Here is a 26,187-nt window from a genome sequence, read left to right on the forward strand (position 1 = left end):
CAGCTCCGCCGCCGTCAATTCCTTCCGCGTGACCTCGATTGCCATTCGATCCTCCCTGCCGTCGGAACAAGAGAATCAGAATCTGAACGCTTTGGGAATCCCCTCAGAGTCAGAAACAATGGCCGTTGGTATGAGGCGACGCGTCTTTGCAGAGGGTGGACCCTCCGGGGGGAGTATTTCAAAAAGAGCAATGCGAAGCGGGTTTGTGTCGCGATCAGCGCACGAACCGGAATGCGGCCGAAGCCCCCCAGCCCGCCACCGCCGCCATCATCAGCGACAGCACGCCGTAAAGCAGCGGTTGCTGATGCGCCAGGTTGTAGAGAAAGCGCTCCAACCCGGCCTTGCGCACCGCGATCAGGCGCTCTTGGGTATCGAGCACCACGCCGCCGCGCAGGATGAACAGCCGCACCGTATAATTGCCTTCGGTCAGATTGGCAGGCAGCGCCACATCGGTGCGAAACAGCGTCTCATCCGCCAGCTGCACCGAGCGTTCGGCGATGCGGTAGCGGCTTTCATCAAGCTTGATCCGCTCCAAAGCGGCAATGAAATCCGGGGCGTTCTCGGCCTCGTCGCTGATGCCCACCGCGCGGATCACCTGCGGGATGGTGATGTGGTGGCGCAGATCCTCGGTGCCCGACAGGATTTTATCCAGCTTGTCGGTGGTCGCCACCGCGTAAAAGCTGGGCGCCGCATCGACAGTGACCGAGGAGCGGTTCACCCAGATCCCGGCGACGCGTTCCTTGCGGCGGATGATCAGCGCGGTGCTGGGACCTTCGACTGTCACGATCACCTCGAGCGGCGGGCCTTCGGGGGCCGGAGCATCGCGCTTGACCGCGCCATAGATCAGAATCTCTGAGCCGTCGAAATTCGCGGTGATCTGCACCCGGTTCTGGCTGAGGCCGCTGACCAAAACCTCATCCGCCACTGCAGGGCTGGTGAGGGCCAGCAGCAGGATCAGCGCCCGGATCATGGCAACAGCCCCGGCGTCACCGAAAACAACTCGGCCGGTTGCAGCAGCAAATCCAGCGCGATCTTGAAGCTGACTGTCAGCACGAGGATCGCCAACATGATGCGCAACTGTTCTGCCTTCAGCCGGGTCGACAGACGTGCGCCAATCTGTGCGCCAACCACCCCGCCCATGATCAACAAAAACGCCAGCATCATATCGACGGTCTGGCTGTTGATCGCATGCATGATCGTGGTGAAGCCGGTCACAAAAATGATCTGGAACAGCGAGGTGCCCACCACCACCCGCGTCGGCATCCCGAGCAGGTAGATCATCGCCGGCACCAGAATGAAGCCGCCGCCGACCCCCATGATCGCCGACAGAAACCCCACCGAAGCGCCAATCGCCGCAGGGGGAAGCACCGAGATATAGAGCCCCGAGGTGCGGAATTTCATCTGCAACGGCAGCTTATGCACCCAAGTGTGGACATGCGCCCGCCGGATCGGGGCGGCGGCCCCAGCCCGATGCGCCCGGATCAGCGCCCGTGTGCTTTCGGCAAACATCATACTGCCGATCAGGCCGAGAAACAGCACATAGCTTAATTGCACGAACAGGTCGATCTGGCCCAAAGCCGTCATCCAGGCAAACACCTGCACCCCGATGAACGAGCCCGCAAAACCGCCCACCAGCAGCACCAGCCCCATGCGGAAATCGACACCCTTGCGCTTCATCTGCACCAGCACACCCGAGATCGACGAGGCCACCACTTGGTTCGCCCCGGTCGCCACCGCCACACCGGGCGGCACGCCCACGAACAACAGCAGCGGCGTGATCAGAAAACCGCCACCGACGCCGAACATCCCCGACAAAAACCCGACCATGCCGCCCAATCCCAACAACAGGAAGGCGTTGATCGAAACCTCGGCGATGGGGAGGTAGATTTGCATTGGCGCAAGGCCCGGAAAGAGACGGATTTCCTCAAGCCTTGCGCGGGTTTGCAGGCGATGTCAAACCCTTGTGGCCGTCACGCTTGCGTGCGCAGGAAATGACGCAGCACCTGTTCCAGTTTCGCCGCACCCAACGGCGCCATCGCCTTGGTATGCGCGTGGCTGATCTGCTCATCGCTCATCCCGGCAGCCATATTGGTGATGGCCGAGATCGCCGCCACCCGCAGACCAAGGAACCGCGCAAGGATCACTTCGGGCACGGTGGACATCCCCACCGCATCGCCGCCAAGGATCTTGATCGCCCGAATTTCGGCTGGCGTCTCAAACGAGGGGCCAGAATACCATGCATAGACGCCTTCTGGCAACGCGACATTGACCGCCTGCGCCGAGGCTATAAGGCCCGCGCGCAACTTTGCATCATGCGCCGTGGTCATCGGCACGAACCGCGCATCGGTTTTCTCACCGATCAGTGGGTTTAAGCCGGAAAAGTTGATATGATCATTCAGCAGCATCAGATCGCCGGGGCGCATATCGGGGCGCAAAGATCCCGCTGCGTTGGTGGCAATCAGCGCCTCTGCGCCGAGGGCTTTCAGCACCGTCAGCGGCAGCCGCATCGCCGCAGAATTGCCGTTCTCGTAATAATGCTCGCGCGCGCCGAACACCGCGACGCGGCAACCCTCCAGATCGCCGATCACCAGATGGGGGTTGTGGCCGGACACCCCAATATGCGGAAACCCCGGCAGTTCGCCGTAAGGGATCGCCACACCTTGCACCGCCTGCGCCAGATGCCCCAAACCCGAGCCGAGGATAAGGCCGAGTTTCACAGGGCCACTGCCCGCGCGGGCTTGGATTTGGCCGACAAGGGTGGCGGTTTGATCAGGCATAGGACCGTCCTTTGTGGCAGGCGCCGGGGGATTTCACATCCCCCGGACCCCCTGTGGAGTATTTATACCAAGATGAAACCGAAAGATCAGCGTTCTTTTACATAGGGCTCGCCGCCCGCACGCGGTGGGATCGCCTTGCCGACAAACCCCGCCAGCACCAGCACCGTCAGGATATAGGGCAAAGCATCCAGCATCGAGACCGGGACTTTGAACTGCGCCACCCGTTCGACCACATCCGGGCGCAGCGCCAAGGCTTGGAAAAATCCAAACAGCATCGTCGCGCCCAAAGCCTGCCACGGTCGCCATTTCGCGAAGATCAGCGCGGCGAGCGCAATATAACCCCGCCCCGCCGTCATCTCACGCCCAAAGCCCGCTTGCAGGGCTGTGGCCATGTAAGCTCCTGCTATGCCACACAAAACTCCGGTGATCGCCAGCGCCGCATAGCGCAGACCCACCACCGAAACCCCCGCCGTATCCACCGCCGCCGGGTTTTCGCCCACCGCACGCAGCCGCAGACCAAACCGCGTCCGGTACAGCACCCACCAAGACAACGGCACGAAAGCCATCGCGGCATAGACCAAGATCGAATGGCCCGAGATCACCTCATAATACAGCGGCCCGATCAGCGGCACATCCTGCAAGCTTTCCGCGAAGGGCAGGGTGATCGGGTTGAACCGTGCATCCCCGCTCAGCGGCGGTGTCCGCCCGCCTTGACCAAACAAAGCCTGAGCCACCAGCACCGTGATCCCCGAGGACAGGAAATTCAGCGCCACACCCGAAATCAACTGATTGCCGCGAAAGGTGATCGACGCCACCCCATGCAGCATCGCGAAAATCATCGATGCGCTGATCCCGGCCAAAAGCCCGATCCAAGCCGAGCCTGACATCGCCGCCACCGACCCTGCCGCCATCGCGGCAGCCAGCATCTTGCCCTCAAGCCCGATGTCAAAAATCCCGGCGCGCTCGGAAAACAAGCCGGCGAGGCACGCGAGCAGCAACGGCGTGCCCAACCGCACGGTTGATCCCAAAATCTGCATCAGCGTTTCATAATCCATCACGCCACCGCCTTTCGTCCGAAGCTAAAGACCCAGACCAGCAGCATCCGCACCATCTGATCCAGCGCCCCGGTGAACAGGATCACCAGCCCCTGCACCACGATCCGCATCTCAATCGGAATCGTGGTATTCAGCCCCAGTGCCGCCCCGCCTTGATACAGGAACCCGAACAACAGCGCCGCCAGCAACACCCCCAGAGGATGATTGCGCCCCATCAGCGCCACCGCGATGCCTATGAACCCCGCACCTTCGGCCGAGTTCTGCAACAACCGCTCTGCCGAGCCCATCACATTATTGATCGCCATCATGCCCGCCAAACCGCCCGAAATCAGCATCGCAATCATGGTGATCTTCACCGGATTGATCCCGGCATATTTCGACGCCGCCTCTGATTTGCCAAACGCCCTAATCTGATAGCCCAGCCGCGTGCGCCACAGCAGCAACCACACCACCACACAAGCCGCCAGCGCAATGAACAGCGTTACATTCGCAGGCACGTTGGAATACATCGCCACCCCGGCCTTGGTCAGCCTTGGCGTGCCATCAGGGTTCAACCGCGCGAAAAATTCGCGCAAAAGTGGCAGATCCGACAGCGCAGGCAGCTTCGCGCCTTCCGGGAACCGCGCCGAGGCCGGGTCCATCTGCCCCGCAGGCCGCAGCACATCGACCAGCATGTAGACGATCAAGGCCGAAGCGATGTAGTTGAACATGATCGTGGTGATCACGATATGGCTGCCACGTTTCGCCTGCAAATAGGCCGGGATCGCCGCCCAAGCCGCGCCAAAAACCGCCGCCCCCAAGGTCGCCGCCAGCAGCGCCAAAGTCCAATGCGGCCACGGCAGTGCAAGACAGACCAGCGCCACACCAAGCCCGCCCAATTGCGCCTGCCCCTCGCCGCCGATGTTGAACAGGCCTGCATGAAACGCCACGATCACCGACAGGCCAGTGAAGATGAAGCTGGTGGTGTAATAAAGGGTATAGCCCCAGCCATTGGCCGAGCCAAACGCGCCCTCCACCATGATCCCCAGCGCAGCCGTCGGGCTTTGCCCAATCGCCAACAGCACAATCGCCGCGACCAAAGCCGCCAGCAGAAGACTAATCAGCGGCACCAACACGACGTCGGCCCATTGCGGTAGTTTTCTCATCTTAAGCCTTCCCGCCCACGTCCGATTTGCCCGCGCCAGATTTATCCGCATCCGACACGCCCGCCATGAGCAGCCCCAAAGCGCGCTCATTCGTCGTCTCGGGGTCCGCCGTGCCCATGATATGGCCGTCAAACATCACCGCAATGCGGTCGGACAGCGACATGATTTCATCCAGTTCCACCGACACCAGCAAGATCGCCTTGCCCGCATCGCGCAAAGCAATGATCTGCTTATGGATGAATTCAATCGCGCCAATATCCACGCCCCGTGTCGGCTGACCGATCAGCAAAAGGTCCGGGTTCTGCTCCATCTCGCGCGCCACCACGATCTTTTGCTGATTGCCGCCCGAGAAATTCTTCGCAGCCAAAGTAGCAATCGGCGGGCGCACGTCGTAGCGCGCCATCTTCGCTTCGGTGTCCGCCCGCAACGCATCATTATCCATGAACAACGCGTTTTTCTGATATTTCGGATCGTTGTGATAGCCAAATGCCACGTTTTCCCAAGCCGAAAAATCCATGATCAGCCCAAGGTGCTGGCGATCTTCCGGCACATGCGCAATCCCGGCTTCGCGCCGGGTTTGCCCATTCGCGGTCAACCCGACCAGCGGCAAATCCACCCCTTTCAGCGTGATCCGCCCGGTTGCCCGCGCGATGCCACCCAAAGCTTCCAGCAGTTCCGACTGGCCATTGCCCGCCACCCCCGCGATGCCCAAAATCTCTCCGGCACGGATCTCAAAGCTGACGCCTTTCAGCCGCTCGACGCCGTTTTCATCCTTCACCCGCAGATTTTCCACCGCCAGCACCACCGCCCCCGGTGCCGCCTTAACCTTCTCGACCTCCAGCAGAACCTTGCGCCCGACCATCAGCTCGGCCAAAGCCTCGGGCGATGAGTCCGCGGTTTTCACCGTCCCCACCATCGTGCCGCGCCGCATCACCGAGACATTGTCCGTTGCCTCCATAATCTCGCGCAGCTTGTGGGTGATCAGGATGATCGTCTTGCCCTGATCCTTCAAGCCGTTCAGAATCCTGAACAAATGGTCGGCCTCATCCGGGGTCAACACCCCCGTGGGCTCGTCCAAAATCAGAATATCGGCTTGCCGATACAGCGCCTTCAATATCTCCACGCGCTGCTGATGCCCAACCGACAGGTCTTCGATCAACGCATCCGGGTCGACATCCATCTCATATTCGCGCGACAATTCCCCCAGAACCTTGCGGGCCTTCGCCAGCGAGGTGTTCAACATCGGGCCATCTTCGGCCCCAAGGATCACATTCTCCAGCACCGTAAAATTCTGCACCAGTTTGAAGTGCTGGAACACCATGCCGATACCGGCGCGAATGGCGCTCTGGCTGTCGGGAATAGGGGTCAGCTTGCCGTTGATAAAGATCTCACCACCGTCAGCGCGGTAAAACCCGTACAAGATCGACATCAGCGTCGATTTGCCCGCGCCATTCTCGCCGATAATGCCGTGAATGGTGCCGCGCGGCACCGCAATATTGATATCCTTATTGGCCTGAACCGGGCCAAAGGCCTTGGAGATGCCTTTTAACTCAATCGCATAAGGGGAGAGGGCGGCAGTTGCCTGCCGCCCCCCATTGCTCGAAAGCCCCATCAGAACGAACCAGCCGGGCAGGTGTTGTCGGACATGTAATCATGCACCACCAACTCGCCCGATTTGATCTTCTCAGCCGCCGCATCAACAGCAGCCTGCATTTCCGGTGTCACCAGCTTGGCGTTATTCTCGTCCATCGCATAGCCAACGCCGCCCGCTTTCAGGTCCATCACATTGATGCCGGGGGTCAGGTTTTCACCCTCTTTGAACGCTTCATAGACCGCGTTATCCACCCGTTTCATCATCGAGGTCAGCACTTGCCCCGGGTGCATATAATTCTGGTTGCTATCGACGCCGATGGACAAAATCCCCTCATCCGCCGCCGTTTGCAAAACCCCAACCCCGGTGCCGCCCGCCGCCGCATAGATCACGTCAGCTTTCTGCGAAATCTGGGCTTTCGTCAGCTCTGCGCCCTTCACCGGATCGTTCCAAGCCGAAGGCGTGGTGCCGGTCATGTTCAAAATAACCGTCGCATCCGGCTTCACCGCCTTGACGCCCTGCGCATAACCGCAGCCAAAGCGGCGGATCAGCGGAATATCCATGCCGCCGATAAAGCCGACGGTGTTGGTTTTCGATGCCAGACCCGCCATCATGCCGACCAGATAGCTGCCCTGATCTTCGGTAAACACCACCGATTTCACGTTCGGCTGCTCAACCACCATGTCGATGATGCCAAACTTGGTGTCCGGAAAGTCCGGCGCCACGGTGTTCAGCACATCGCCAAACGCAAAGCCGGTCATGATGATCGGGTTGGCACCATCTTCGGCCAACGACCGCAAAGCCTGCTCGCGCTGGGCTTCGGATTGCATTTCCAGCTCTTTATACGTGCCGCCAGTTTCCTTCGCCCACTTTTCAGCGCCATTGAATGCCGCCTCGTTGAACGATTTGTCGAACTTGCCGCCCAGATCGAAGATGATCGCAGGTTCAGCCAGAGCCGCGCCGCCCGTCAGCGCCAAAGTCGCTGCGGCACCCAGCAGGTGTTTCATCAGGGTCATAGTTTTCTCCCGGTTGTCGTGTTGTTAGCGTTTTTGTTTTCCCATCTCGGCGCAGCCCGTGTGGCCATCGCCCCTGCGGGTCGTGCTGGATTTAGGACAGCGCTTTGCGGGAGGGTCAACAGGAATCTGTGGCACGGTTGCGTAAGCAGATAGCGCCATCGCCCGCTTACAGTAAGAAATATACCATTTGGTCAGTAATTTGGCGACAACGGCTGTTAAATCGCCCGCATCAGCACCAAAGCATCCAGCCGCGCGCCCGCAGGGGTTTGGTAATAACCGCGACGTTTGCCTTTCGGCTCAAAGCCTTTGCGGGCGTAAAGGCTTTGCGCGGGCAGGTTATTGGCCGCCACTTCAAGGAAAACTGATTCGGCCCCGCGCAGCTTGGCCTCGGCCAAAAAACCATCCACCAACCGCCCCCCCGTGCCCCGCTTGCGCGCACTGGGGTCTACCGCAAGTGTGATCAATTCAGCCTCACCCGCCACCACACGGCCAATCAGAAACCCGCTTGGTTCCGTCAGCACAAACACGAAGGCACCGTCCAGCGTGCTGGCAATCTCTGCCGCAGACCAAGGTTTTGGCGTGGTGAAACAGGCTGCATGGATCGCCGCCATCTCGTCAAAGGTCACGGTTCCACCAGATCAAGTATAACCGGCGGCGGATCAGAGGGCGGTGCTGCATCCGCGCCGCGCAGATAGAACGGCGCGGGCCGGGGCTGCACCGATCCCAAGCGGCTTAAAGCAATCCGCGCAATCGCCTCGGCAATTGGCAGGCTGTGCAAGCCATTTTGGCCCGCGACAGATCCCTCAACTGCGTCCAAAGCCTCAACCGCGACAATCCGCGCCACCCCCGGCCCGTCCAGCTCAAACCGCTGCACATAAACCTCGCCGCGCCGCGCGTCCTCGATCACCGTCACCGGGCGCGGCAGACCGTAAGCCATAGCCTCCAACCGGGTCACCCCAATTGCAGGCACGCCCAAGCCCAAAGCCAAGCCCCGCGCCGCAGCCACTGCAATCCGCACGCCCGTGAAATTCCCCGGCCCGGTGCCGACCGCAAGCGCCGTCACATCCGCCAAAACCACGCCAGACTCAGCCAGCAAATCCAAGATCAAAGGCATCAGCCGTTCCGCCTGCCCCTTCTCCATCGCCTCGGTTTTCAACCAGACCTGCCCATCATCTTGGCCGCCCAATAGCAAAGCGGCGGCGCAATGCGCCGCCGATGTGTCGAATGCGAGAATGATATCAGGTTTCACAGCACCCGCATCCGCCTCAGGCCGCAACCGGACGCACCTCAAGCACTTCTGGGATGTAATGCCGCAGCAGGTTCTCGATCCCCATCTTCAGCGTCAGGGTTGACGATGGGCATCCTGCGCAAGCGCCCTTCATGTGCAGATAGACCACGCCCCGGTCAAAACCGTGGAAGGTGATGTCGCCCCCATCCTGTGCCACCGCAGGACGCACGCGGGTATCCAGTAACTCTTTGATCTGCTTGACGATATCGCCATCCGGCCCGTCATGCGCCGCATGGGCCGCTTGGCTTTCGCCTTCCATCACCGCAGCGCCCGATTGGAAATGCTCCATGATCGCGCCCAAAATCGCGGGCTTGATATGCTGCCAATCGGCGGCTTCGGCCTTGGTCACGGTGATGAAATCGGTGCCAAAGAACACGCCGGTGACTTGGCCGGTCGCAAAAATCCGCTTGGCCAGCGGCGACTTTTGCCCAGCCTCAAGGCTTGGAAAATCAGCGGTGCCCATCTCCAGCACGGCTTGCCCCGGCAGGAACTTCAGCGTCGCGGGGTTCGGGGTGGATTCGGTCTGGATGAACATGATCTTTTCTCCGACTATTCCAGTTGGATATGCGCCCTTGGTGTCGCGAAGTCAAGTTTGGAACCGTTCTAAAGCGCTTCAAGCCGCATCATAATAGGCATACATCACCTCAAGCGGCGTCAAGACAGCCGCCGGCTTCAGCTTAGGCAGCGCAGGCGCTTTGAAATAAGCGATCGATTCCTCGGCGGCGCGGATCGCGGCGGGTTTTGTCACCAAGACGGTGTCGGACAGATTGCGGCTCATAGCGTGCTCCTTTTGTCCTCCCGCAACGCATATAGGGCGAAATGCTGCAACTGCAAAGTACACGATGCTGCAAGTGCGAAATGCAGCCAGCGCAAGGCCATCACCGCCGCCGCAATCGCCGCAACATCGCCCAAACAATCAGCCTGTGCGCCGGGGCCACCGGCACCATATAAAGCCGCCCAAACCCGTTGTGCGTGACCACCGAAGCGGTGATCGCCAACTGCGCGCCCTCCACCGTCACACAAGTCATCACATCCAGATGCTTGTCGCGCACGGTCAGCGACAGCACCTGATCGTCGATATGCGCGATCAAAAAGAAATCGAGATGGTCGCCCACCTGCGGATCAGCCCCCGCTGCCCCCGAAAACCCGCCAATCCGCGCCACCCCAAACCGCGCCGAAATCGCATCCCGCAGCCAAAACGCAAGGCCCAACCCCGGCAGCGGCTGCGCCATCACCAGCCGCCAAGCCTCAAGTGCGGTGATCGGGGCGGGCAGGGCGACGCTTTGACAATCCAGAAAAGCCAACGCCGCCCGTGGGGCGATCAGTTGCGCATGGGCAGGAAGCTGCATGGCGGGAATCTCGCTTTATAAGTACCATAACCCCAATGCGCGATACACAGGCTGAGACAGATGGCCTCACCCCCCAAGCCGCAAGCTGTGGTATCCAGAAACGCCGATTCAAGCCCATTGCCGCGACTTGTCCGTCAAAGCCACTCAAGTCATCATGAACACTTCGGTAGTCAGTGACCTTGTCCTCAAAGAATGGATCGCAGATGGAAATGTGCTCAGTATATCTGGCGAAAGCGGGTGACCAAGTAGTCACGGACCACACCATACGAGGGGAGGTGGTTCTTTGCTCAGAGTCGGATAGTTATGCTGACGACTTCCCAAAGCCTAAGTGGCCGTCAGATACATATGCCGGAATAATGATCCGAGAGGAAAATGGCGCGCTGATCTTCTTTCCGGCAGCGTCCTTCAGCGGCGATCATTCGACTTCAATCGTAAGGGCCGCAACCAAGTAGGTTCTCAGCCAAACGGCAGCTCTGTCCGCAAACCAGACACCCAGGTGAAGCCGCGCAGTTTGCCAGCCGCAACGACCATTCCAAAGCCCATATCGTCAATAGATTACATCGGCAGCGCGACTGCGGTGTCCTCGGAAAAGCGGCCTCGCTGCATAAGATACAGCCCAAATACACGGTCAAGCTTGGGCGCGGATACGACCAACAGGGTTAAATCCCATTAACCATACCCCACACCCTTCAGAATCCGTCAATAAAATCAATGGTCCCGAGTTGGGACCATCCTCAGGTAATGCTCTCCAGCCGTTCCTTGCTCATATCGCCCGGAACGATCGTGATCGGAATAGGTAAGCTTCCCGAAGACCGCGTCATCGCCGTCACAAGTGGCCCGGGCCCGGATTTGTCGGTGCCCGCCCCCAGCACCAGAATCCCCACCGCCGGGTCTTCTTTGACCTGTGCCAAAATCTCCGCCACCGGATCGCCCTCGCGGATGATCAATTCAGGGTCCACCCCCTGCTTGTCGCGCATCCATTGCGCGAACACCTCGAAATGCGCCTCGATCCGCTCGCGCGCCTCGGCCCGCATCAGATCAGCGACCCCCATCCAATGCTGGAACTCCTCGGGCGGGATGATCGACAAAATCTGCACCCCCCCGCCGGTATGCGCCGCCCTCAGCGCCGCAAATCGCATCGCGTTCAGACATTCCCGGCTGTCATCCAGCACGACAAGAAACTTCCGCATATGTGTCTCCCCTAACGCCGTGATCATGCAGCCGCGCCAAAGGGAAGGCAAGCGGGGCCTAGCGCTGGGTTGCAGCCCACTCCCAATACAAATCACGCGCCCGCGCCGTCATGGGGCGGTCTTTATATTCGGTGTCATCAAACGCCTTCACCGCCGTGACCTTAGCAAAATTGCCCGACAGAAAAATCTCATCCGCAGCATGCGCATCCTCAAAGGTCAGCACGGTTTCGCGCACCTCGACTCCATCGGTGCGCAGGTTCGAAATATGCCGCGCCCGGGTGATCCCGGCCAGAAACGTGCCGTTTGGAACAGGCGTAAACACCACGCCATCCTTCACCAAAAACACATTGGCCGTCGCACTTTCCGCCAAATTTCCCAACGCATCCGCGACCAAAGCATTGCCAAACCCCTTGGCCTGCGCCTCGACCAGCATCCGTGCGTTATTCGGATAAAGACACCCCGCCTTGGCATTGCAGACCGCATCTTCCAGCACCGGACGGCGGAACCTTGTCCGCGTCACCGTGGTGGCGAAATCCCGGTCCGGCATCGCGACTTCCTCCAACGAGATCGCAAACCCCGTCGCCCCCGCCAGCGGCACGATGCCCAGCTCTGATCCATGCAGCGCCCAATACATCGGCCGGATGTACACCGCTTGCTCCGACCCGAAGCTTTGCAAGCCCTCGCGGATGATCGCCGCCATATCTTCGGGCGCGCAGGTTGGGGTGATCATCAGCGCCTCGGCTGACCTATTCACCCGCGCGCAGTGCAGATCCAGATCTGGGCACATGCCGTCAAAATACCGCGCACCGTCGAACACCGAGGTGCCCTGCCAGATGCCATGATCCGCCGCCTTCATCACCGCCATGTCGCCGTCATGCCAGCGCCCGTCCCAAAAGGTGCGGATGGATTTGCCAAAGGCCATGCTGATCTCCTGCTGTTTTGCCGCAAGCTTAATCATGCGGCACAGCCAGCGGGAAGGGCGCGCGTCTGTCCAAGCGGAAGCCTGCCCGCAGTTTCGCGCCGATGCGCAGGCTTTTGCCGTATTCGCGATGAAAAAAGCCCTCGGACCGGGGGACTGGTCCGAGGGCTTGGCTGCAAAATGCCAGCCTGAGGGTGGGACAGACGGGGAAAATAGCCCCAAGACTGACTATGGTTGAGGCTTGAATCGATTCTGTGACGGGATTGTATCGGCCTCAAGCCGTCATTTTTCCGTGCCAAGGACAGGTTACCAGATGGTCGTTCACCATGCCCACCGCCTGCATAAAGGCATAGCTGGTGGTCGGGCCAACAAACTTGAACCCCTCAACCTTCAGCGCCTTTGACAGCGCCACCGATGCCTCTGTCTGCGCCACAGCTTGGGTCAGACTCCCCAATTGTCGATCCACCGGCTGGCCGCCGACATGCTTCCATATGAAGGTCGCAAACCCCTCACGCGCCTCAATCACCAGATAGGCGCGGGCCCCCGCGAAGGTCGCCTCAATCTTGCCTCGATGGCGGATGATGCCCGGATCGGCTAACAAACGCAGCGTTTCGGCCTCACCCCAAGTCGCCAGTACGGCAGGGTCAAACCCAGCGAAAGCTGCGCGAAACGTCTCACGCCGCCGCAGAATGGTGATCCAAGACAGGCCCGCCTGAAACCCTTCCAGAATCAGACATTCGAACAACGCGCGCGGGTCACGCTCGGGGCGGCCCCATTCGTCATCATGATAGGCGACATACAAAGGATCGCTGCCGCACCAGCCGCAGCGTTGGGTCTCATCGTTCATCTGGCCCCCATAATCATTAAAATTGGCTTAAAATTCGAATACTTAAGGCGGCTTTTACTGTTGTGGCGGCACTCTGTCCATTGCCTGGCCAGTCGCCTGCTGTGCCAACGGCCTGCTGTGAGGGAGCATTGCGATGATCATGCCAAAACCAAAGCCCCGGCTGGACGCGCAGGCGGGCGTGGCAAGCCCCTTGGGCGTGGCGATCTCGGCAGGTGATCGGGAAACCCTGTCGATGGTGCGGCAAGCCATTGACAGCAAACGCTTGCGCTTGGCCTATCAACCGGTGGTTCTGGCCCGCGATCCCGCCCGCGTGGCGTTTCAGGAAGGGCTGATCCGGGTGCTTGACCCCACCGGGCGGGTGATCCCGGCGAAAGACTTTATGGAGGCGGTTGAAAGCCACGAAATTGGCCGCGAAATCGACTGTGCTGCGTTGGACATCGGTTTGGCGGCACTGGCGCGGGTGCCTGATCTGCGGTTGTCGATCAACATGTCGGCGCGTTCCATCGGCTATGCGCGCTGGATACAGACCCTCCGGCGGGGGCTTTCCGTCAGCCCGACGATTGGCGAGCGACTGATTCTCGAAATCACCGAAAGCTCGGCGATGCAGGTGCCAGAATTGGTGGTGGCCTTCATGGATGATCTGAAGGGGGCGGGGGTTGCCTTTGCGTTGGATAATTTCGGCGCGGGCAATATGGCGATTCGCTATTTCAAGGATTTCTATTTTGATATCCTGAAACTGGATGGCCAGTTCATCCGCAACATTCATCAAGACGCTGACAATCAAGTACTGACGGCGGCGCTTTTGTCGATTGGGCAGCATTTTCAAATGTTTACCGTAGCACAATCGGTGGAAACCCAAGCCGAGGCGCAGATGCTGCAACAGATGGGGGTGGATTGTCTGCAGGGCTATTTGTTTGGTGCTGCCACCCTGAAGCCCGCGTTTTATCGCAACGCCGCGTGGAAAACGACTTGAAATCGGCAGGATTGACCCTGCGTCAATCTGGCCATGCAGCAAAACTTGCTTTTCAGCGCCTGTCGACCTAGGGCATGGTTTAGGTCGGCGAAGCAGGGCTTTGCCGGATAGTTTCTGGGAAAAGGCGCTCGTCATGACCAATGTGGTAATCGTATCGGCGGCACGCACCGCTGTTGGCAGCTTTAACGGAGCCTTCGCGGCCACCCCGGCACACGAGCTGGGCGCGGCGGTGATTGAGGCCGTTGTGGCCCGCGCCGGGATCGACAAGGCGGAAGTCGCCGAAACCATTCTGGGTCAGGTGTTGACCGCTGGCCAAGGCCAAAACCCGGCCCGCCAAGCACATATCCGCGCAGGGCTTGCGAAAGAGGCTTCGGCTTGGTCGCTGAACCAAGTCTGCGGCTCGGGTCTGCGCGCTGTGGCTTTGGGTGCAATGCATGTGCAACTGGGCGACGCCAATATCATCGTCGCCGGTGGTCAGGAAAGCATGTCGCTGTCGCCGCATGTCGCACACCTGCGCGCTGGGCAAAAAATGGGCGATCTGAACTTCATCGACAGCATGATCCGCGACGGGCTGTGGGATGCGTTCAACGGCTATCACATGGGCATGACGGCGGAAAACGTGGCCAACCAGTGGCAGATTTCGCGCGAAATGCAGGACGAATTCGCGCTGGCGTCGCAGAACAAGGCCGAAGCCGCGCAGAAGGCGGGCAAGTTCAAGGATGAGATCATCGCCTTCACCATCAAGACCCGCAAGGGCGATGTGGTCGTTGATCAAGACGAATACATCCGCCACGGGGCTACCTTGGAGTCGATGCAGAAGCTGCGTCCGGCGTTTACCAAGGATGGCTCGGTGACGGCGGCGAATGCTTCGGGTCTGAACGATGGTGCGGCAGCCGTGCTGCTGATGTCGGAAGCCGATGCCAACAAGCGCGGGCTGAAACCGCTGGCGCGCATCGCGTCTTATGCGACTGCCGGATTGGACCCGTCGATCATGGGCGTCGGCCCGATTTTCGCCAGCCGCAAAGCGTTGGAGAAAGCCGGCTGGAAGGCTGCCGACCTTGATCTGATCGAAGCGAATGAGGCGTTTGCTGCCCAAGCCTGTGCCGTTAACAAAGACATGGGCTGGGACACCAGCAAGGTCAACGTCAACGGCGGCGCGATTGCGATTGGCCACCCGATCGGCGCTTCGGGCGCGCGTATTTTGAACACGCTGATCCATGAGATGGGCCGCTCGGGTGCGAAAAAGGGTCTGGCAACCCTGTGCATCGGTGGCGGCATGGGCGTGGCGATGTGTATTGAACGCGCTTAAGTCTGCGATATATTGAAATAAAATTCTGTAAATGGGCGCAATATTATTGCGCCCATTTACGTGTCTAGGTAACATGATTTCAAAAGCCTCATGTTGACAACATGGCTTCAAAAGTAACCTTGGAGGAGGAATAGATGGCAAAGGTAGCATTGGTTACAGGCGGATCGCGCGGCATTGGTGCGGCTATTGCGGTGGCCTTGAAAGACGCGGGCTACACGGTTGCGTCGAACTACGCCGGCAATGATGAGGCGGCGGCGGCTTTCACCGAAACGACCGGGATTCCTACCTATAAATGGTCCGTGGCGGATTATGACGCTTGTGTCGCTGGCATTGCATCGGTTGAGGCCGATCTTGGCCCGGTCGACGTGCTGGTCAACAATGCGGGCATCACCCGCGATGCGATGTTCCACAAGATGACTCCCGGCCAGTGGAAGGAAGTCATCGACACCAACCTGACTGGCCTGTTTAACATGACGCATCCGTTGTGGACCGGGATGCGGGATCGCAAGTTTGGCCGGGTGATCAGCATTTCCTCGATCAACGGCCAGAAGGGCCAAGCGGGGCAGGTAAACTATTCCGCCGCGAAATCCGGCGATCTGGGCTTTACCAAGGCCCTTGCCGCTGAAGGCGCGCGCGCGGGCATCACGGTCAACGCGATATGCCCCGGCTATATCGGTACAGATATGGTAAAGGCGATTGATGAAAAAGTGCTGAAAGAGCGGATCATTCCGCAAATTCCAGTAGGTCGCTTGGGTGAGCCCGAGGAAATCGCGCGGATCGTGGTGTTTTTGGCGTCGGATGATGCAGGTTTCATCACCGGATCGACGATTTCGGCAAACGGCGGGCAATTCGTGGTTTGAGGGTGGGCGGGGTTCACCCGGCCTACAAAACATAAGGCGGGACGAACCCCGCCCTACAGGCCCAGCCGTATGGTTGGGCCTTTTTGCTTGCTCGAAGCGGGCTTATTCGGCAGGTAAACCCAATCAAAGGGGCAGATATGACCAAAACCAAAGCAACGCTGATCGGCCTGACCGCCATCGCCATGTGGGCGCTGCTGGCGCTGTTCACCATCGGCTCAACCCCGGTGCCGCCGCTGCTGCTCAACGCGTTGTGCTTTGGCATTGGCGGCACGATTGGCCTGATCTGGACCATCACTGGGGCGGGGTTGGGCGTGCTGAAAACCGTGTCGTGGAAGGTCTATACCTTTGGCACATTGGGACTTTTTGGCTACCACCTGCTGTATTTTACCGCCTTCCGGTTATCCCCCACCGCCGAAACTGGCCTGATCGCCTATCTTTGGCCGCTGTTCATCGTGCTGCTGTCGGGGCTGCTGCCGGGCGAACGCTTGGGCGCGGCCCATATCCTTGGCGCATTGATCGCTTTTGCCGGAGCGGCGCTGATCGTTCTGGCGCGCGGCGGTGAAGCACAAGGCTCGGCACTTGGCCTGACACTGGCCTTTCTTTGCGCCGTGACTTGGGCGGTCTATTCCGTGCTGTCGCGGCGTTTGGGTGCCGTGCCAACCGAATCCGTCACCGTGTTCTGCTTGGCGACCGCTTTACTGTCTGCCCTCGCGCATATGGCTTTGGAAACAACCACTTGGCCGCAAGGTGCGTTGGGTTGGGCCAGCGTCGCAGCCCTTGGCGTAGGCCCAGTGGGGGCTGCTTTCTTCACTTGGGATATCGGCATGAAAAAAGGCGACATCCAACTGCTGGGAGTCGCCTCTTATGCAGCACCGTTGCTGTCTACACTGGCTTTGGTGGCGGCTGGGATCACTCAACCGTCAAGTGCGATTTTGATCGCGGCGGTTTTGATCACATGCGGGGCGGCGCTGGCGGCGAAAGCAAGTTCTGCAAAAACGGCCAGCGCCAAAAAGGGTTAAGCGCTCAGCCGACCAATTTCCTCTTTCAGTTTCAGCTTTTGCTTTTTCAGATCGGCGATGTGCAGGCCATCCACGGCGGGCGCGCGCTGCGCCTGCTCAACTTTGGATGAAAGGGTATCGTGCTTCTTTTTCAGTTCAGCGATGTGGGAAGCGACGGTCATGCAAGTCCTCCTGATGCTGGTTCAACATCTCGATTGCAACACAGAAACTGAGTCGTGTCACCAAATCTTCACACAACCTAAGCGATTATTCTGTGCAATTAGCGGAATTCATCCGAAAGCGATTCCCCGCCGCGCAAGATCTCGCTGGCCCGCGCCGTATAACTCTCGCGGTCGCCGTCATGGAACGTGCCGTGATGGATCACAAACGGTGCGAGCAGTCGAAATGCCGCCCGCCCGGTTTTGCGCGCCCGCAGCAAAATACGCAGCGCAGGTTTCCCCTCACGGGCGGTCAGCGGCAGCACCGCGGCGGACCCCAGCTTGCCCGCCATGGCCGCCAACACTTCCGGCAGCCCATCCGCCCCACAAATCAGCGTCAGCCAGCCGCCCGGAGCCAAACGGCGGCTGGCAGCCTGCACCCAATCGCCCAAGGGCGTGTGGATCTGCAATGCCGTGGCGCGCCCCGCGTTTGGGCTGGGAGTGCCCCCTTTGGGGTAATAGGGCGGGTTGGCAATGACATGGTCAAAATCCACCCGCAGGGCTTTCGGCATATCGGCCAGATCGCCGACTTCGACCTGCATCGCAATTCCGTTCTCAACCGCGTTGCGCTGCGCCAACGCGGCGTAATCGGGCTGCACTTCCAGCCCCGCCAGCCGCAAATCGGGCACCCGCCGCGCGAGACAGAACGCCGCAGCCCCAACGCCACAGCCCAGATCCAGCACCGATTGACCGGGCCGGGCAGGGCAGGCCGCCGCCAGCAACACCGGATCGGTCGCCGCGCGGTAGCCGTGACGCGGTTGCCAAAGCTGCAATTTGCCGCAGAGAAAGGCGTCTTGCGTCAGATCGTCCATTCACAGCCCGTCCGGGATGGCATTATCCGCCAAAATTGCCTGCGCGATAAACAAATCCCGGTCCGCCACCATGATCCGACGTGGGAACAATCCGATGCCGCCTTCCAGCGTGCTCATGTGGACGTCCATCACAAAGCTGTCTATACCCTCGCCCTCAAGGAGCACTTGAGCAAAGGCGATCACGGTGGGGTCGGTTGTGCGCAATAAAAGCTTCATGGGATTGGGTTTACGCGGGGTTGCACGCCCGTGTCGATACCTATGTGTCGATACCTGAAGGGGTTAGAATGAACATGATCAACGCCGCGCAAAAACCGCATGACAGGCTGGCCGATGCTTTGGCAGATGACATGGTGGCGGTGAATGCGATGATCCGGGCGCGGATGGCGTCTGAACACGCGCCGCGTATCCCGGAAGTCACCGCACATCTGATCGAGGCGGGCGGCAAACGCCTGCGCCCGATGCTGGTGTTGGCCGCCGCCCGCCTGCTCGGCTACACCGGGCCCTATCATGTGCATCTGGCCGCCACCGTCGAGTTCATCCACACTGCGACCCTGCTGCATGATGATGTGGTCGATGAAAGCGCCCGCCGCCGGGGTCGCCCGACCGCGAACCTGCTGTGGGATAACAAATCTTCCGTGCTGGTCGGCGATTACCTGTTCGCCCGCGCGTTTCAATTGATGGTCGAGCCCGGCAATCTGCGGGTGCTGGATATCCTTGCCAACGCTTCCGCCACCATTGCCGAGGGCGAAGTGCTGCAACTGACCGCCGCCCAAGACCTTGCCACCACCGAAGCGATTTACCTGCAGGTCGTGCGCGGCAAAACCGCTGCGTTATTTTCTGCTGCCACTGAATCTGGCGCGGAAATCGCAGGCGGCACCCCGGCGCAGGTCAAAGCCCTATTCGACTATGGCGACGCTTTGGGCATCGCCTTTCAAATCGTCGATGACCTTTTGGATTACGGCGGTTCGGCTGCGGTGATTGGCAAGAACACCGGCGACGATTTCCGCGAACGTAAGCTGACGCTGCCGGTGATCAAAGCCGTGGCCAAAGCTTCGCCCGAAGACCGCGCCTTTTGGGTGCGGGTGATTGAAAAGGGCCAGCAGGCCGAGGGCGATCTGGAACAAGCGCTTGCGTTGATGGCGAAACACGGCGCGATGGAAGCCGCCCGCGCCGATGCCCTGGCTTGGGCGGCGAAAGCCCAAACGGCCCTCACCGCTCTGCCGGACCATCCTTTGCGCGCGATGCTGTCAGACCTGGCCGGCTATGTGGTCGAACGCATCAATTAAGCCGCTCCTGCGGCCTGTCAGCCGTCCCCGCGATGCACGACCGAAAGGGCGCAAAGAGCAGGCGGTTACGCCAGAACCGGCCCTGCTGCCACCCACCAGGCCGGGGCCTGCGCACGCAAAACGCCTGCGGCGGCTTTCGCCAATTCCTCATTGGCAAACAGCCCGAAACACGTCGCCCCAGATCCCGACATCCGCGCCAGCAAACAGCCCGGACGCGCCGCCAGCGCGGCTTTCACATCCGCAATCACCGGGGCCAGACCAATCGCCGCAACCTCCAGATCGTTGCGTTGACGCTTCAGCCAATCCGCCAACGCAACCGCCGAGTCCCATTCCGGCACCACGCCAATCGCCGGATTATCCTTGCGCGGCATAGCCTTGAACACCTCAGGCGTGGCCACCGCCACCCCCGGATTGACCAGAACGACATAACATTCCGGCAGCGCGGGCAGCGGCGTTAACACCTCACCCACCCCCTGCATCCGCACCGGACGGCCCGCCAGACACGCTGGCACATCTGCCCCCAAAGCCAGCACAGCCGCCGCATCCGGCAGAGCCACGCCAGACATCGCCGCCAAAACTCGCAACGTCGCCGCCGCGTCAGCTGAGCCGCCCCCGATGCCCGAGGCCACGGGCAAATGCTTCTCTAACACCAGTGCCGCCGCAACGCCCAAACACCGCGCCGCCCGCAGCACAAGGTTGTTGTCGCCAGACAACCCCGCCCCCTGCGGGCCTGTCACCGTCAGGCTTAACCGATCAGCCGGCGCAGCTGCGATCCAATCACCCACCCCGGCAAACACCACGATGCTGTCCAGCAAATGATATCCATCCGCCCGCTGCCCCGTCACATGCAGCGCCAGATTGATCTTGGCGGGGGCAAACTCCTGCAATTCTAGCTCACGGCGTGGCAAGCGCTGCCTCAACGGGTTTCAAGGGTGCCGCCCCTTCGTCGGCCAGCACGGCATCCAAACCCTTCGCCAGCTTCAAGCGTAACCGAGCCGCCAGCTTGTCATCCGGGCCATACGATAAAGCCCGCCGCCACTGATATTCCGCCTCGCGCTTGCGGCCCACAGCCCAATAGACATCGCCCAGATGGTCGGTTACCGTCGCATCCACCGCCATTCGTAACGAGGCCTGCTCCATCGGCAACAGCGCATCCTGATAGCGCCCCAAGCGGTAATAGGCCCACCCAAGGCTGTCGAGAATCGCGCCATTGTCGGGCCGCATCAACACCGCACGTTTGATCATGCCCAAAGCCTCGTCCAGCTTGCGACCCTGATCGACAAGACTATAGCCGAGGTAGTTCAGCAGTTCGGGCTCGTCTGGGCTTAACGCCATCGCGCGACGGAAATCGGCCTCGGCGGCGGCATAGTTGCGCAAAGCATCCGAAACGACGCCCCGACTGTAGAACAACACCCAATGGCCGGGCGTCGGGTCCGGCACCATTTTGATCGCGGCATCATAGGCTTTATAAGCCTCGTCATAGCGCTTCTCGCGCCGCATTCCATCGCCCAAAGCCACCTGTACCGCAAGAATATCGCCATGCGCCCGCGCCAGACCTTGCAGGATCTCCAGCGCCGCTTCGGGGTGGCCCGCAGCAAAGGTCGCATTGGCGCGGCCAATTTCGGCAGCATGAAAGTTCAGATCGCTCGGCAGCACCAACGCATAGGCCGCCGTCGCCAATGTGTGCTGGCCTTGCTGTTCCAACAGGCCTGCCACCAGCAGTTCGGCTTCGGTGTTGTCGGGGCGCAGATAGGCGGCGGCGCGGGCGTGCAGCAGAGTAAAGCTTGGATCTGCCTCGCCCTTCACCGCATTGGCCATGCTGTAGAACACTTCGCCGATGCCCTCGCTGGCATTGCGCGCGATGGTGAAGGGTAAGGGTTCGCCAGCAGCCAGACGTCGCCGCAGATCGTCAATTTCAAGGTCAGTGCCGGGCTGGAAATTGCGGTCAATCATCGTCACGGCTTCGGGGTTCCGCTCCAACTGGCTAAGGATTTCCACCGTTGCAATCAGCCCACGCCGGGTCAGCGGAAAGCTTCCCCCAGCCTTGCCCGACAGGATGTTTTCGGCGCCCTCGTAATCGCCCGCCGAAGCGAGTGCCAGCGCCTTGTGATACAGCCCGAACGCCTCCAGCCCTTTGGTTTTGGCAAGCTTGTCAAAGCCTTCGCTGGCTTCCGACATCCGCCCCAAGCCCAGCTTGGCCCAAGCCTTTACCAGATCATCCAGCACAGCACCCGCAGATCCACCCGCAGCCTGCTCTTGCAGAATAGCCTCATAATCCTGCCGCGTGGCATCGTCCGCGATCAAAACCACCGTGGCTGTCTGGCTTTTCGCCCCCGCCTTCTGCAAAGCCCGCGCCAGTTTTGCAGCGCCTTCCATATCGCCCACACCGACATGCGCCATCACAGCGCCTTCCAGCAGCGCGGGATTGTTGGCATCGCCCGTTAAGGCCCGGCCATACCACTCCACTGCCGCCGCATAATCGGCTTCCGACGCAGCAACCCCGGCGGCAAGATAAGCCCCAGCTTCGCTGACCGGGCCTTCACTGACCGTGGTTTGCGTCGCATCGGCTTTCACTTTCGCGGTTTCAGCCAGTGCGGCAAACGGCAAAACTGTCAAAGCAGAGGCCAGCAGCAGTTGCGTGCGGGTCAGGCGGGGAAAAAGCATCCGGGGCGGCTCCTGTAAGCGTTGCCACAAAGCTAGAGCCGCGCGGGCCGAGAAGCAATGCAGGCCGGGGGTTTATCGCCCCCAGTCCGCGCATCATCGCTGATCCGACAGGGAAAGTCAGATCACATGTTTGAGGGATTACATATTCGGATAATTCGGCCCGCCGCCGCCCATCGGCGTGGTCCAGACGATGTTCTGCGACGGGTCTTTGATATCGCAGGTTTTGCAGTGCACGCAGTTCTGGAAGTTGATCTGGAAACGCGGCTCTTTTCCGACCTCTGCGATCACCTCATAGACCCCCGCAGGGCAATAGCGTTGCGCGGGTTCGTTATACAGCGGCAGGTTGACCAGAATTGGGACAGACGCATCCTTCAACTTCAAATGCGCCGGCTGGTTTTCGTCATGGTTGGTCGCCGAGAACGCCACATTGGTCAAACGGTCAAACGACAACACGCCATCGGGTTTCGGGTAGTCAATCGGCGCATAATCCTTCGCCAGCCCGGTCGATTCCGCGTCGTTCTTCCCATGCTTCAAGGTGCCCAGAATGGTAAACCCAAAGGTATTCGCCCACATATCCGCGCCACCCAGGAACAGCGAGGCCACAAGCCCGAACTTCGACCACAAAGGCTTGACGTTGCGGACCTTTTTCAAGTCAGCCGCAATCGGGCCGCCACGCACCAGCGCCTCGTATTCGGTCAACTCATCGCCCGAACGGCCCGCCGAAATCGCCACAAACGCCGCCTGTGCCGCGTCAATCCCTGACAGCATCGCATTGTGGTTGCCCTTGATGCGCGGCACGTTGACCAGACCCGCCGAGCATCCCAGCAGCGCCACACCCGGAGCCACCATCTTCGGGATCGACTGCCAGCCGCCCTCGGAAATCGCCCGGGCGCCGTAAGCCACGCGCTTGCCGCCCTTAAGCAGTTCCGCCACCATCGGATGATGCTTGAAGCGTTGGAATTCCATATACGGATAGAGGTGCGGGTTCTTGTAGTTCAGGTGCACCACGAAGCCGACATAAACCTGATTGTTCTCAAGGTGGTAGATAAAACTGCCGCCGCCCGCGTTGCTGCCCAAAGGCCAGCCCATCGTGTGCGTGACCGTGCCCAGCTTGTGCTTGGCCGGATCAATCTGCCAGATTTCCTTCATACCAAGGCCGAACTTCTGCGGCTCATGACCCTTCGAAAGATCATACTTCGCAATGACCTCTTTCGCCAAAGACCCGCGCACGCCTTCGGACAGGAACACATATTTCCCGGCCAGCACCATCCCCGGCTCATACGACGGGCCGGGAGTGCCGTCAGCATTCTTGCCGAACTCGCCCGCCACCACGCCGCGCACTTCGCCGTTGTCGCCGTAAACCAGTTCCGAACACGCCATGCCGGGGAAAATCTCGACCCCAAGGCCCTCGGCCTGCTCCGCCATCCAGCGGCAAACATTCGCCATCGAGACGATGTAATTGCCGTGGTTGTTCATCAACGGCGGCATCGGCCAATTCGGAATCCGCACCTGCCCGGCAGGCCCCAGAATATAGAAATTATCCTCGACCACGGCCGTGTGCAAAGGCGCGCCGCGGGTCTTCCAATCTGGGATCAGCTTGTTCAAACCCACCGGGTCCAACACCGCGCCCGACAGGATATGTGCCCCGACTTCCGAGCCTTTTTCCAGCACCACAACCGTCAGATTGCTGTCCAACTGCTTCAGCCGGATCGCCGCAGACAGCCCCGCAGGACCTGCGCCCACGATGACCACATCATAATCCATCTGCTCGCGCGCGATACCTTGCGACATCTCTTTCTCCGACTTGGCAAAATGCTGCTGCGTCATTGCCCGAACCGACAGTCAGGGTCAACTGTGACGCAACATCCCAGGGCTAGATCGCAGAACCTGCGCAACATTCTTTCCCTGCTGCGACAGATTTTTCGCGCCCTGCGACGGACCCCCGCCGATTGCGGGCTTTCCCCCTTGCAATCACACCCGCGCTCGGTTCAGGTATGGCCAAGAGTGGCGCAAGGTCATGGCTCATCCGGGCTGTGACCTTGTTATTTGCGTGAAGAGACAAATGGAAAAAATCCCAATGACCCGGCGCGGATTCACCGCTCTGGACGAAGAATTGAAGCAGTTGAAATCGGTGGAACGCCCCGCTGTGATCCGTGCCATTGCCGAGGCACGCGAGCATGGCGATCTGTCGGAAAACGCCGAGTATCATGCCGCCCGTGAGAAGCAGAGCTTCATCGAGGGCCGTGTCAAAGAATTGGAAGCGATCATCTCGCTGGCCGAAGTGATTGAGGTCGCCAAGCTGACCGGCTCTATCAAATTCGGCGCCACGGTGGTCTTGGTGGATGAAGAGTCCAACGAGGAAAAAACCTATCAGATCGTCGGCGAATCCGAGGCGGACATCGAGCACAACCTGCTCAACATTCGCTCACCCTTGGCCCGCGCGTTGATCGGCAAGGACGAAGGCGACTCGGTCGAGGTGAAAACACCCGGCGGCACGCGCGGCTACGAAATCCTCTCGATCCGTTACGTCTGACCCGGCTTAGGGACAAAAACATGGCCGAACCTAAACAAACGCCCCGCAGCTTGGGGTCGCGCGCGCGCGATCTCGCCGACCCGTCGGTCAGCCCAACCGAATGGGTGGCCGCCGCAATGAGCCTGCTTTGGGTGGTTGCTGTCGGCGGCTATTTCCTGACCGGCCCGGTGGAATCGGGTGTGCTGGGCTATGTGCTGACCCTTCTGGCCGTTTTCTTGCCGCTGGCACTGATCTGGGCTGCGGTGACAACCCTGCGTTCGGTGCGATCCTTGCGCGCCGAATCGGCGCGGCTGCAGGCGACGGTTGAGACGATGCGCGCGGCCTATCTAAGCGGGCAGCAGGGCGGCATGCGGCCCTCGGTGGAGCGTAAGCTCGATGAGATCGCAGCCACCGCCAAGCAGACCGAAAACGCCCTCGCCAGCTTCAACTCGCGCCGCGACTCTGGGCTGACCGTGCCGTCAGCCGACCGCAAAGCCGCGCTGGTGGCCCCGCAGCCGCAGCCCGAGGCAGAACAGCCCGGTCTGGCTTTGGGCACCCCGTCCGAGTCGATGCGCGCGCCGTTGTCGGTGCAAGATTTCACCCGCGCCGTGCAATTTCCAGAAAGCCCCGATGACAAAGAAGGTTTTCGCGCTTTGCGTCTGGCGCTGGAAGACCGCAACGTCGCCAAACTGATCCGTGCAGCCCAAGACGTGCTGACCCTGCTCAGCCAAGAGGGCATCTTCATGGATGACCTGAAGCCCGACCGCGCGCGGCCTGAGTTGTGGCGCAAATTTGCGGGTGGTGAGCGGGGGCGTGCCATCGCCCCCTTGGGCGGCATCCGTGACCGTTCGTCCCTGGCACTGACCGCAGGCCGGATGCGCGAAGACCCGGTGTTCCGCGACGCCGCCCACCACTTTTTGCGCACCTTTGACCGGGTGTTTTCCGAATTTGAGAAAGTGGCAAGCGATCAAGACCTGTCCGATTTGGCCGACACCCGCACCGCCCGGGCGTTCATGCTGTTTGGTCGGGTGACGGGGACGTTTGATTGACCCAAACGCAGGTGCCGCCTTGGGGGCCATCGAGGCCCCGCTCGTCGGCGCTGCCGGGGATGATTGGACGCGTGGTTTGGGCTGAAATCGCGCAAGCGCGCCGCGCGGGAGTATTTCAAAAAGAGCAATCGCGTGGTCCGGTCTGGTGCAGGACAATGCGGCGGCGATGAAAGATTAACAGATCCGCAATGCGCATCTGTAATACCAACGGCCCTAGATATTGACCGTTGCCCAGTCTCTGGACATGATCGAGGTTATCGCTGCCGGTTCGTTCGCGAAGAAGTTCCAGGCTGCGGCGCATTGGTCGAGGATTTTATCGTAGCTGTCGA

Annotated in this window: 28 protein-coding genes; 7 read left to right on the forward strand and 21 right to left on the reverse strand. The window is 60.4% G+C overall.

All coding sequences use genetic code 11. The features are described from left to right. Window positions 1-214: 214 nt before the first annotated feature. The 15 genes from Q7V03_RS05375 to Q7V03_RS05445 form a co-directional block, all read right to left on the reverse strand. Window positions 215-970, reverse strand: a complete 756-nt coding sequence (locus tag Q7V03_RS05375) for a TIGR02186 family protein (protein WP_304924581.1) — start codon at window positions 968-970, stop codon at window positions 215-217. Then, on the reverse strand, window positions 967-1,893 hold the full coding sequence (locus tag Q7V03_RS05380; protein WP_304924582.1) for a sulfite exporter TauE/SafE family protein: 927 nt from the start codon (window positions 1,891-1,893) through the stop codon (window positions 967-969). The genes Q7V03_RS05375 and Q7V03_RS05380 overlap by 4 nt, the downstream gene beginning before the upstream one ends. 77 nt (window positions 1,894-1,970) lie before the next feature. Next, complete coding sequence (locus Q7V03_RS05385; protein WP_304924583.1) at window positions 1,971-2,777, reverse strand: purine-nucleoside phosphorylase; 807 nt, start codon at window positions 2,775-2,777, stop codon at window positions 1,971-1,973. A gap of 86 nt (window positions 2,778-2,863) precedes the next feature. Beyond that, complete coding sequence (locus Q7V03_RS05390; protein WP_304924584.1) at window positions 2,864-3,832, reverse strand: ABC transporter permease; 969 nt, start codon at window positions 3,830-3,832, stop codon at window positions 2,864-2,866. After that, complete coding sequence (locus Q7V03_RS05395) at window positions 3,832-4,977, reverse strand: ABC transporter permease (RefSeq protein WP_304924585.1); 1,146 nt, start codon at window positions 4,975-4,977, stop codon at window positions 3,832-3,834. Before Q7V03_RS05395 ends, Q7V03_RS05390 begins: the two co-directional genes overlap by 1 nt. 1 nt (window position 4,978) lies before the next feature. After that, window positions 4,979-6,589: an ABC transporter ATP-binding protein gene (locus Q7V03_RS05400; protein WP_304924586.1), complete on the reverse strand. Its 1,611-nt coding sequence runs from the start codon at window positions 6,587-6,589 to the stop codon at window positions 4,979-4,981. Continuing rightward, complete coding sequence (locus tag Q7V03_RS05405) at window positions 6,589-7,584, reverse strand: BMP family protein (protein ID WP_304924587.1); 996 nt, start codon at window positions 7,582-7,584, stop codon at window positions 6,589-6,591. Before Q7V03_RS05405 ends, Q7V03_RS05400 begins: the two co-directional genes overlap by 1 nt. 215 nt (window positions 7,585-7,799) lie before the next feature. Next, window positions 7,800-8,210, reverse strand: a complete 411-nt coding sequence (locus Q7V03_RS05410; RefSeq protein WP_304924588.1) for a GNAT family N-acetyltransferase — start codon at window positions 8,208-8,210, stop codon at window positions 7,800-7,802. Continuing rightward, a complete protein-coding gene (gene tsaB / locus Q7V03_RS05415) occupies window positions 8,207-8,833 on the reverse strand; it encodes a tRNA (adenosine(37)-N6)-threonylcarbamoyltransferase complex dimerization subunit type 1 TsaB (protein ID WP_304924589.1) in 627 nt (208 codons plus the stop codon). Before tsaB ends, Q7V03_RS05410 begins: the two co-directional genes overlap by 4 nt. Before the next feature lie 16 nt (window positions 8,834-8,849). Continuing rightward, a complete protein-coding gene (locus Q7V03_RS05420; RefSeq protein ID WP_304924590.1) occupies window positions 8,850-9,407 on the reverse strand; it encodes a NifU family protein in 558 nt (185 codons plus the stop codon). A 78-nt stretch (window positions 9,408-9,485) separates the two neighbouring features. Then, complete coding sequence (locus Q7V03_RS05425; protein WP_304924591.1) at window positions 9,486-9,650, reverse strand: hypothetical protein; 165 nt, start codon at window positions 9,648-9,650, stop codon at window positions 9,486-9,488. Window positions 9,651-9,750: 100 nt separating this feature from the next. Then, the gene (locus tag Q7V03_RS05430; RefSeq protein ID WP_304924592.1) at window positions 9,751-10,221 is read right to left on the reverse strand and encodes a DUF2867 domain-containing protein; all 471 of its coding nucleotides are present in this window, start codon (window positions 10,219-10,221) and stop codon (window positions 9,751-9,753) included. A 734-nt stretch (window positions 10,222-10,955) separates the two neighbouring features. Beyond that, entirely contained in the window at window positions 10,956-11,411 is a 456-nt protein-coding gene (locus tag Q7V03_RS05435; protein WP_304924593.1) for a universal stress protein, read from the reverse strand. A gap of 58 nt (window positions 11,412-11,469) precedes the next feature. Next, window positions 11,470-12,333, reverse strand: a complete 864-nt coding sequence (locus Q7V03_RS05440; RefSeq protein WP_304924594.1) for a branched-chain amino acid aminotransferase — start codon at window positions 12,331-12,333, stop codon at window positions 11,470-11,472. A gap of 271 nt (window positions 12,334-12,604) precedes the next feature. Continuing rightward, window positions 12,605-13,177, reverse strand: a complete 573-nt coding sequence (locus Q7V03_RS05445) for a DNA-3-methyladenine glycosylase I (protein ID WP_304924595.1) — start codon at window positions 13,175-13,177, stop codon at window positions 12,605-12,607. Window positions 13,178-13,310: 133 nt separating this feature from the next. Here Q7V03_RS05445 and Q7V03_RS05450 point away from each other — a divergent pair, with 133 nt between their 5' ends. The 4 genes from Q7V03_RS05450 (at window position 13,311) to Q7V03_RS05465 (ending at window position 17,338) form a co-directional block, all read left to right on the forward strand. Then, the gene (locus Q7V03_RS05450; protein ID WP_304924596.1) at window positions 13,311-14,150 is read left to right on the forward strand and encodes an EAL domain-containing protein; all 840 of its coding nucleotides are present in this window, start codon (window positions 13,311-13,313) and stop codon (window positions 14,148-14,150) included. 133 nt (window positions 14,151-14,283) lie between these two features. Then, window positions 14,284-15,459: an acetyl-CoA C-acetyltransferase gene (locus Q7V03_RS05455; RefSeq protein ID WP_304924597.1), complete on the forward strand. Its 1,176-nt coding sequence runs from the start codon at window positions 14,284-14,286 to the stop codon at window positions 15,457-15,459. 134 nt (window positions 15,460-15,593) lie between these two features. Further along, complete coding sequence (gene phbB / locus Q7V03_RS05460) at window positions 15,594-16,319, forward strand: acetoacetyl-CoA reductase (RefSeq protein WP_304924598.1); 726 nt, start codon at window positions 15,594-15,596, stop codon at window positions 16,317-16,319. Between the two features lie 137 nt (window positions 16,320-16,456). Beyond that, on the forward strand, window positions 16,457-17,338 hold the full coding sequence (locus Q7V03_RS05465) for a DMT family transporter (RefSeq protein WP_304924599.1): 882 nt from the start codon (window positions 16,457-16,459) through the stop codon (window positions 17,336-17,338). Here the strand turns inward: Q7V03_RS05465 and Q7V03_RS05470 are convergent. The 3 genes from Q7V03_RS05470 to Q7V03_RS05480 all read right to left on the reverse strand — a co-directional run bounded on the left by Q7V03_RS05470 (window position 17,335) and on the right by Q7V03_RS05480 (window position 18,563). Further along, complete coding sequence (locus Q7V03_RS05470) at window positions 17,335-17,499, reverse strand: YdcH family protein (protein WP_304924600.1); 165 nt, start codon at window positions 17,497-17,499, stop codon at window positions 17,335-17,337. The two genes, Q7V03_RS05465 and Q7V03_RS05470, sit on opposite strands and share 4 nt — an antisense overlap. 98 nt (window positions 17,500-17,597) lie before the next feature. Then, entirely contained in the window at window positions 17,598-18,347 is a 750-nt protein-coding gene (locus Q7V03_RS05475) for a tRNA1(Val) (adenine(37)-N6)-methyltransferase (protein ID WP_304924601.1), read from the reverse strand. After that, window positions 18,348-18,563: a DUF2007 domain-containing protein gene (locus Q7V03_RS05480; RefSeq protein ID WP_304924602.1), complete on the reverse strand. Its 216-nt coding sequence runs from the start codon at window positions 18,561-18,563 to the stop codon at window positions 18,348-18,350. Window positions 18,564-18,631: 68 nt separating this feature from the next. On the opposite strand from Q7V03_RS05480, the gene Q7V03_RS05485 reads away from it, so the two are divergent. Continuing rightward, complete coding sequence (locus Q7V03_RS05485; protein WP_304924603.1) at window positions 18,632-19,633, forward strand: polyprenyl synthetase family protein; 1,002 nt, start codon at window positions 18,632-18,634, stop codon at window positions 19,631-19,633. Between the two features lie 65 nt (window positions 19,634-19,698). Here Q7V03_RS05485 and Q7V03_RS05490 read toward each other — a convergent pair whose 3' ends face one another. From Q7V03_RS05490 to Q7V03_RS05500, 3 genes are all read right to left on the reverse strand, one after another. After that, on the reverse strand, window positions 19,699-20,541 hold the full coding sequence (locus Q7V03_RS05490) for a 4-(cytidine 5'-diphospho)-2-C-methyl-D-erythritol kinase (RefSeq protein WP_304924604.1): 843 nt from the start codon (window positions 20,539-20,541) through the stop codon (window positions 19,699-19,701). Next, window positions 20,528-22,297, reverse strand: coding sequence for a tetratricopeptide repeat protein (locus Q7V03_RS05495; protein ID WP_304924605.1), 1,770 nt, complete (start codon window positions 22,295-22,297; stop codon window positions 20,528-20,530). Before Q7V03_RS05495 ends, Q7V03_RS05490 begins: the two co-directional genes overlap by 14 nt. 138 nt (window positions 22,298-22,435) lie before the next feature. Continuing rightward, window positions 22,436-24,088: an electron transfer flavoprotein-ubiquinone oxidoreductase gene (locus Q7V03_RS05500; protein WP_304924606.1), complete on the reverse strand. Its 1,653-nt coding sequence runs from the start codon at window positions 24,086-24,088 to the stop codon at window positions 22,436-22,438. A gap of 271 nt (window positions 24,089-24,359) precedes the next feature. On the opposite strand from Q7V03_RS05500, the gene greA reads away from it, so the two are divergent. Further along, on the forward strand, window positions 24,360-24,830 hold the full coding sequence (gene greA / locus Q7V03_RS05505; RefSeq protein WP_304924607.1) for a transcription elongation factor GreA: 471 nt from the start codon (window positions 24,360-24,362) through the stop codon (window positions 24,828-24,830). 20 nt (window positions 24,831-24,850) lie between these two features. Next, complete coding sequence (locus Q7V03_RS05510; RefSeq protein WP_304924608.1) at window positions 24,851-25,858, forward strand: hypothetical protein; 1,008 nt, start codon at window positions 24,851-24,853, stop codon at window positions 25,856-25,858. The last annotated feature ends 329 nt before the right edge of the window (window positions 25,859-26,187 follow it).

Origin of the sequence: Cypionkella sp., assembly GCF_030652235.1 — a bacterium.
Taxonomy (GTDB): Bacteria; Pseudomonadota; Alphaproteobacteria; order Rhodobacterales; family Rhodobacteraceae; genus Cypionkella.

What these genes read in the sequence shown, in the direction of transcription:
- Q7V03_RS05500 (WP_304924606.1), bottom strand. Translation starts at nt 24,088, where the DNA reads ATGTCGCAAGGTATCGCGCGCGAGCAGATGGATTATGATGTGGTCATC.
- Q7V03_RS05485 (WP_304924603.1), top strand. Translation starts at nt 18,632, where the DNA reads ATGAACATGATCAACGCCGCGCAAAAACCGCATGACAGGCTGGCCGAT.
- Q7V03_RS05465 (WP_304924599.1), top strand. Translation starts at nt 16,457, where the DNA reads ATGACCAAAACCAAAGCAACGCTGATCGGCCTGACCGCCATCGCCATG.
- Q7V03_RS05375 (WP_304924581.1), bottom strand. Translation starts at nt 970, where the DNA reads ATGATCCGGGCGCTGATCCTGCTGCTGGCCCTCACCAGCCCTGCAGTG.
- Q7V03_RS05440 (WP_304924594.1), bottom strand. Translation starts at nt 12,333, where the DNA reads ATGGCCTTTGGCAAATCCATCCGCACCTTTTGGGACGGGCGCTGGCAT.
- Q7V03_RS05510 (WP_304924608.1), top strand. Translation starts at nt 24,851, where the DNA reads ATGGCCGAACCTAAACAAACGCCCCGCAGCTTGGGGTCGCGCGCGCGC.
- Q7V03_RS05385 (WP_304924583.1), bottom strand. Translation starts at nt 2,777, where the DNA reads ATGCCTGATCAAACCGCCACCCTTGTCGGCCAAATCCAAGCCCGCGCG.
- Q7V03_RS05495 (WP_304924605.1), bottom strand. Translation starts at nt 22,297, where the DNA reads ATGCTTTTTCCCCGCCTGACCCGCACGCAACTGCTGCTGGCCTCTGCT.
- Q7V03_RS05390 (WP_304924584.1), bottom strand. Translation starts at nt 3,832, where the DNA reads ATGGATTATGAAACGCTGATGCAGATTTTGGGATCAACCGTGCGGTTG.
- Q7V03_RS05450 (WP_304924596.1), top strand. Translation starts at nt 13,311, where the DNA reads ATGATCATGCCAAAACCAAAGCCCCGGCTGGACGCGCAGGCGGGCGTG.
- Q7V03_RS05475 (WP_304924601.1), bottom strand. Translation starts at nt 18,347, where the DNA reads ATGGACGATCTGACGCAAGACGCCTTTCTCTGCGGCAAATTGCAGCTT.
- Q7V03_RS05445 (WP_304924595.1), bottom strand. Translation starts at nt 13,177, where the DNA reads ATGAACGATGAGACCCAACGCTGCGGCTGGTGCGGCAGCGATCCTTTG.
- Q7V03_RS05425 (WP_304924591.1), bottom strand. Translation starts at nt 9,650, where the DNA reads ATGAGCCGCAATCTGTCCGACACCGTCTTGGTGACAAAACCCGCCGCG.
- greA (WP_304924607.1), top strand. Translation starts at nt 24,360, where the DNA reads ATGGAAAAAATCCCAATGACCCGGCGCGGATTCACCGCTCTGGACGAA.
- Q7V03_RS05435 (WP_304924593.1), bottom strand. Translation starts at nt 11,411, where the DNA reads ATGCGGAAGTTTCTTGTCGTGCTGGATGACAGCCGGGAATGTCTGAAC.
- Q7V03_RS05395 (WP_304924585.1), bottom strand. Translation starts at nt 4,977, where the DNA reads ATGAGAAAACTACCGCAATGGGCCGACGTCGTGTTGGTGCCGCTGATT.
- Q7V03_RS05380 (WP_304924582.1), bottom strand. Translation starts at nt 1,893, where the DNA reads ATGCAAATCTACCTCCCCATCGCCGAGGTTTCGATCAACGCCTTCCTG.
- Q7V03_RS05480 (WP_304924602.1), bottom strand. Translation starts at nt 18,563, where the DNA reads ATGAAGCTTTTATTGCGCACAACCGACCCCACCGTGATCGCCTTTGCT.
- Q7V03_RS05400 (WP_304924586.1), bottom strand. Translation starts at nt 6,589, where the DNA reads ATGGGGCTTTCGAGCAATGGGGGGCGGCAGGCAACTGCCGCCCTCTCC.
- Q7V03_RS05430 (WP_304924592.1), bottom strand. Translation starts at nt 10,221, where the DNA reads ATGCAGCTTCCTGCCCATGCGCAACTGATCGCCCCACGGGCGGCGTTG.
- Q7V03_RS05455 (WP_304924597.1), top strand. Translation starts at nt 14,284, where the DNA reads ATGACCAATGTGGTAATCGTATCGGCGGCACGCACCGCTGTTGGCAGC.
- Q7V03_RS05405 (WP_304924587.1), bottom strand. Translation starts at nt 7,584, where the DNA reads ATGACCCTGATGAAACACCTGCTGGGTGCCGCAGCGACTTTGGCGCTG.
- Q7V03_RS05470 (WP_304924600.1), bottom strand. Translation starts at nt 17,499, where the DNA reads ATGACCGTCGCTTCCCACATCGCTGAACTGAAAAAGAAGCACGATACC.
- Q7V03_RS05420 (WP_304924590.1), bottom strand. Translation starts at nt 9,407, where the DNA reads ATGTTCATCCAGACCGAATCCACCCCGAACCCCGCGACGCTGAAGTTC.
- phbB (WP_304924598.1), top strand. Translation starts at nt 15,594, where the DNA reads ATGGCAAAGGTAGCATTGGTTACAGGCGGATCGCGCGGCATTGGTGCG.